Below are 5,706 nucleotides of genomic sequence, written 5' to 3'. Positions count from 1 at the left end.
AGCTGGCAGGCGGAGCTAGAGCAAAGTGAGCTCTTGGACCTGCTAGACCGCGCCCTAGACACCCTCCCTGAGCCAACTCGTGCGCTGATGGTCGCCAAGTATGTCGAAGACACGCCGCTGAGCGAGCTCTCGGTGCGCCTTGGAGCCACCACGGGCACCCTCGCGGTCCGTCTCCACCGGGGCAGGCAAGCGCTCCAGGAGGTTCTCAAGTCCCGTTTTCGCGACGATGCGATTGCCTATGGCCTGATCTCGGAGAGCGATGCGTCCTGGATCGAGACAAAGCTCTGGTGCGCCACCTGCGGCACAGCGCGGCTCCAGGCGCTACGTGACCCGCAGGACTGCTTTTTTCTGCGCTGCCCCCACTGCTTCCCCCAAACAGGCCAGTACTTTGAGTGCGTGGATCTGGCAACCCGTGCGGCCCAGCGCATTCTCGGGGAGGCGCAGGGCTTCCGCACGATGCAGAGCCGGCTCGATGCCGCTGGGTTTCGCTACTGCCAGCAAGCTCTGGAGCGCGGCCAGGCGACCTGCGCCTACTGTGGCAAGCCCGCAAGAGTCGGCTGCCTGGCTCCCGAAAAAGCGCTCCAGACACTCCCTGGTGGCTTCAATGCTCTGCGCGGTGAGTATGTCCTAACCATGCAGTGTGACAACTGCACCGCTCCGACTCTCGCCATCGGTCTGAGCCGCTTACTGCTCGGCGCTCCCGAGGCCCAAGCCTTCTGGAAAGCCACCCCACGCCTACGCCGCACCCCTGATCTTGAGGTCGTCTTTGCCGGAGCTCCCGCCATCCGCACCCGCTACGAAAATGTCGCTGGAGGAAGCGCCCTAGAGATCTACTCCCAGCGCGACACCTTCAAGCTCCTGAGCATCCGCCAGGAGTAGGAGACTAGCGAGAAAGCGTGGTTCTCGGCTATACTGCGCCCGTGACAATTCGTGAGGAGCTTCTCTCGCTACTAATCTGCCCGGAGACGGGTGAGCCGCTTTCGGGATGGGATGGAACAAGTGCGCACGGGACCTTGACCACGGCAAGCGGGCGGAGCTACCCGGTGACCGATGGCATTCCAAACCTCTTGCCCGATGTTCTGCGGGGTAGTGCCGCCGACGACACGGAGGCGAGTGAAAAACGCTCGGAGATGAAGGCGCGCGATGCCCAAGTGAAGTCCTACGACCAGATGCTGGGGCTGAAGCTCTTTACCTACTACGAGGTGCCACTCACCCTGAAGTTTCTGCCGCTGGAGCCCTCACACTTGATGCTGGAGGGTGGCTGTGGCACCGGGCGCATGACGAAAACATTTGCGGAGCGCACGCGGGGGCTCGTCTGTGTGGACTTTTCCCGAGAGTCTCTGCGGGTGGCGAAAACAAAAGTCCCCTCAGCCCTGGCAGAGCGGGTACTCTTTGTGCAGGCGGATCTCTCACGACTGCCGACCAAGTCCGAAGCGTTTGATCGGGTCGGCTCGTTTGGCGTCTATGAGCACATTCCGACTCCCGAAGCGCGAGATGGCGCTTTGAAACATCTGGCGCGGGCCTGTAAATCAGCAAAAAACGGCGGGCGAATCGCACTCTCAGCCTATCGGTGGGGACCACCCGTGAGCTTTATGAGCGAGCGTGAGGGGCACCATCCGGGCGGGATTTACTTTATTCGGCTCACACAAAGCGAGCTTAAGGCGCACTGCGCGCCACACTTCGCGGTGCACGGCGCGACCGAGGCACTTCTGTACTATCATCTGATCTGGGGACAAAAAGAAAACCATGGCTAGTGGCTACACACCGGGGCTGACTGTCAGCCCGCGAACGACAATCGTTAAGACGCGACGGCTACCGCTCAAGGGCGAGGTTCTGGTAGGTTTGGGGGACTGGGTTCTCCCCGACACCGCCGTGGCGCAGGCCAAGCTTCCGGGCATCATGCAGACCGTGAAAGTGGCCTCACGGCTGGGCGTGGACGCGTCCGAGGTGCCTGAGCTGCTCACTATCAAGATCGGGGATCGTGTAGAGAAAGGCGACCTGATCGCCCGCACCAAGGGGCTCTTTGGCAAGTTCTTTATCGCCGATGCCAAGGCCAGCACCTCCGGGGTCATTGAGATCATCTCCCCCATCTCCGGCAATGTCGGCATCCGTGAGTCCCCAACCCCGGTGGAGATCACGGCCTACATTCCGGGCAAGATCACCCAAGTCATCGAGGGTGAGGGCGTAGAGATCACGGCCCACGGTGCCCTCATCCAGGGAATCTTCGGCATTGGGGGCGAGCGCCGTGCACCGCTTCTGATGGTCTCACAGAGCCCCGATCAGCCCCTCACCGAGAGCGATATCAACGCCAGTCAGGCAGGAAAAGTCATTGTCGGGGGCTCGAATATTTCTGGGGCGGCGCTGCGAAAAGCGGCGGAGCTGGGCATCGTCGGAATCGTGGTGGGTGGAATCGTGGACAAGGACATGGTGGACTACTTAGGCTACGATATCGGGGTCGCGATCACGGGCCACGAGAATATCCCTCTCACCATGGTGCTCACCGAGGGCTTCGGAACCATTGCGATGGCCAACCGGACATTCAACCTGCTCAAGTCACTGGAGGGCCGCAGCGCCGCTATCAGTGGAGCCACCCAGATTCGCGCCGGGGTGATTCGCCCGGAGGTAATTGTCGCCGACGAGACCGAGAACGAGGGCATTGGCCAGCACGATGATGCCGAGCTCAACTTCACGCTCCAGCCCGGTGGCCAGATCCGCATTATCCGTGAGCCGTATTTTGGTGCACTCGCAACCGTCACCGAGCTCCCCACCCAGCTTGTACAAGTAGACTCCGGCACCGAAGTGCGTGTGCTCCGTGCCAAGCTCGCCAGCACGGGTGAAGAAGTCACGGTTCCCAGAGCCAATGTTGAGATCGTGGCGGGCTAGCTCACCTGGAGGAACTTTCCGATACTAAGGAAAGTCTATACTCGGAAGCGACGTCACGACCATGAACCCACGAATTCTTGTTTTAATCGCCATGCTGGCCGGGCTCTTTTTTCTCATGGTCGCGCTGATCCGCTGGGGGGAGAGCTATCGTCTGCACCAGAAACAGGAGCAACAGCAGCTTTCTCCCCGTGAGGGCTCTTCGCGAGCTCCCGTGGCTTCCCACAACCCGACACCCTATCCGGGGCCGATCCAGCCGATGTCCCCCCCAGCGCGTCTTTCTCAGCCCACCACTTTCATCCCAGTTGCGACAACTTTCATCCCTGTTGCGACAACGCGCCAAATCGCCCGCCCCACGCTCACCCAAACTCCCCTGATGCGCTACTTGGGCGATGTGAATGCCATTGAACAAGATCGCCAGCGTGTCTGGCAGGCTTGGTCGCTACGCCTCGCAACGACTCCAACCGAGACAACGAGCTCCTCACAAGCAACAACCCCAGAAGCACGCCCGACTCCCTCGCCAGATGACCTCATGGCATCGGCGGCACAGTGGGACAAGAAGCTAGCCGGAAAGCTCCCCGACTCGACGTGCCTTGCGTTCCACCTCGCCTACCTGCGCTACCTCGCCCTAGAGCAAGACTATCTGCTACGCCTGACGGTTCTGGCACAAACCAGTAGTCAGCAAGCCCAGCTAGCACTTCGAGCAGAGATGGAGAACGCACTGGCCGAGGCGGCGATCGCGGTTCGTGCCAAGCTCCGCGACCTCCAGCACGATCACCCGGAGCTGGGCAACGAGCTGTCGCAGCTTCAAATCAGGTAAAATCCGAGGCATGGCAACTCTCTTTGGTAAGTCCTACTCGCGCACTGCCGTGCGTCAGCGGGTGGGCGAGCTGGTTCAAGTGGCGGGTGTCGAGCGCTTCACCTACGACGAAGGCGTCCAAAGCGGCGTCAAAGCGGCGCGGGTGCGCTCCGGCGGCGGGCTTGACTTCACGGTTCTCTTCTCACGCGGCATGGATATCGGGGCGGCGAGCCTCTTTGGCGTCCCGTTTGCCTGGGTCTCGGCGACGGGCTGGGCGAGCCCGCATGCCTTTGTCCCCGAAGGACGCGGCTGGCTCCAGACCTTTCACGGCGGGCTGCTCACGGGCTGTGGCCTGAGCAACGCAGGTGCCTCCAACCAAGATGGCGAAGAAGCACTCGGGATTCATGGACGTCTCTCCCACATTCCCGCAGAAGACACGAGCGCCCGGACGCAGTGGGATGGTGACGAGGCGACAATCCTCCTTGAGGGCACGATGCGCGAGGCCACGGTCTTTGGCGAGAATCTCAGGCTCACTCGCACCATCACCACGCCCGTCGGTGGCACCAGCATGACCATCACCGACACGGTCACCAACGAGGGCTTCAAAGTATCGCCCCTGATGCTGCTCTATCACCTCAACTTCGGCTGGCCCTTGGTTGAGGAAGGCACCGTGATCCGCTTCCCCGAGGGCACGACCAGCACCCCAAGAGACGCCGATGCCGCCGCAGGCCACGCCACGGCTAACACCCTCACCGCCCCAACGAAAGAATATGCCGAGCAGTGCTTCTTCCACAATATTCCTGGGGAAGACGTGGAGATCGAAATGGTGAACCCGTCGGGCTTTGGTGTGCGTGTCGGCTACAAGCAGTCCGAGTTCCCACACCTGACCGTCTGGAAGATGATGGGCGAGGGCGAGTACGTCTGCGGCATCGAGCCCGCCAACTGCAAAGTTCTAGGCCGCGCCGCCGAGCGCGAAGCCGGACGTTTGCAGTACATCGCCCCCGGTGAGACCCGCACTTTCTCCGTCACACTTACGGCGTTTTTAGAAGACAAGTAGCAAGGCCTGGCCTGAGCGTCGGTTCTATCTCTTGCTCGGAGCCTTGGCGCTGACACTTGCGTCGGGGCCATATCTCTATGGCTGGCTGAACACGCCGCCCGGCTCGCTCTACTCGGGCCTCACGAGCAACATAGACGACTGCCTGGTGTACTTTTCGTGGATGCGGGAGGCGGGGCGCGGGCACGTGCTCCACCACAACCTCTTCTCCACCGAGGCGCAGAGCCCCAAGCTGCTCTATGTTTGGTTTGTGGTGCTGGGAGTACTCGCCAAGGCCATCGGCCTGCCCCTTGCCTTCCACCTAGGGCGGATTCTCGGCGGCGCGGCGCTTCTGCGCGCCGTGGTCTGGCTGCTCCAAGAAACAATCCAGAGCGAGCGTGCCCGGAAGCTCGCCTTTGCCCTGGTCTGCTTCTCGTCGGGTTTTGGCTGGCTTTCGGGCGGCTACAACCCCGCGAAGGGCTTCACAAGTCAGCCGATTGATACGTTTCAGCCCGAGGCAATCACGTTTCTGTCGCTCTACTACTCCCCGCTCTTCGCCCCAATGACGGCCTTGATGGTGGTCTTCTTCGCCTCGCTCCTCAAGTCCGAGCGCACCAGAAAGCTCCCCGACCTCTGGCCCGCCTGCGCCGCCGGAGCGATTCTGGGCAACTCCCACACCTACGATGTCGTGCATCTACTCGCCGTCGCCTGGGTGTACAAGCTCTTCACCCTCCTCCCCGGCCCTCCTCCCGATAACGGGAGGAGGGGGATTGTGGGTTGGAAAGGCCTGCTCCTCGCCACCGCAGCCTGCCTCCCCACCACGGCCTACACCGCGTGGGCATCGCGTGTTGATCCGCTCTTTAAAGCCCGCGCTTGGACTAACGAGGGCACGTTCACCCCAGCCCTCTGGTGGGTTCTGTTGGGCTTCGGCCTGCCACTACTCTTAGCCCTCCTCCCCCTTCTCCCCCGTTACCGGGGGGCAGGGGGGCCAAAA

The 5,706-nt window shown here is 61.9% G+C and carries 6 protein-coding genes; all 6 read left to right on the top strand.

From position 1 onward, the window contains the following. Positions 1 to 879 (top strand): sigma factor-like helix-turn-helix DNA-binding protein (locus AC1XOS_RS19040; RefSeq protein ID WP_481963799.1); only part of this gene is annotated, 879 nt, incomplete at its 5' end. 41 nt (positions 880 to 920) lie between these two features. Then, the gene (locus AC1XOS_RS19035; RefSeq protein WP_481963798.1) at positions 921 to 1,754 is read left to right on the top strand and encodes a methyltransferase domain-containing protein; all 834 of its coding nucleotides are present in this window, start codon (positions 921 to 923) and stop codon (positions 1,752 to 1,754) included. Next, positions 1,747 to 2,883 carry a hypothetical protein gene (locus tag AC1XOS_RS19030; RefSeq protein ID WP_481963797.1) on the top strand — a complete coding sequence of 379 codons (1,137 nt, stop codon included), beginning with the start codon at positions 1,747 to 1,749 and terminating at the stop codon, positions 2,881 to 2,883. The genes AC1XOS_RS19035 and AC1XOS_RS19030 overlap by 8 nt, the downstream gene beginning before the upstream one ends. Before the next feature lie 61 nt (positions 2,884 to 2,944). After that, entirely contained in the window at positions 2,945 to 3,700 is a 756-nt protein-coding gene (locus AC1XOS_RS19025) for a hypothetical protein (RefSeq protein WP_481963796.1), read from the top strand. 10 nt (positions 3,701 to 3,710) lie between these two features. Beyond that, positions 3,711 to 4,736, top strand: coding sequence for an aldose 1-epimerase family protein (locus tag AC1XOS_RS19020; RefSeq protein ID WP_481963795.1), 1,026 nt, complete (start codon positions 3,711 to 3,713; stop codon positions 4,734 to 4,736). Between the two features lie 43 nt (positions 4,737 to 4,779). After that, a partial coding sequence (locus AC1XOS_RS19015; protein WP_481963794.1) for a hypothetical protein occupies positions 4,780 to 5,706 on the top strand: 927 nt, incomplete at its 3' end.

Source organism: Armatimonas sp. (assembly GCF_964826245.1).
The sequence above is the reverse complement of the archived record's forward strand: the minus strand, read 5'-3'. Positions and strand labels throughout refer to the sequence as shown.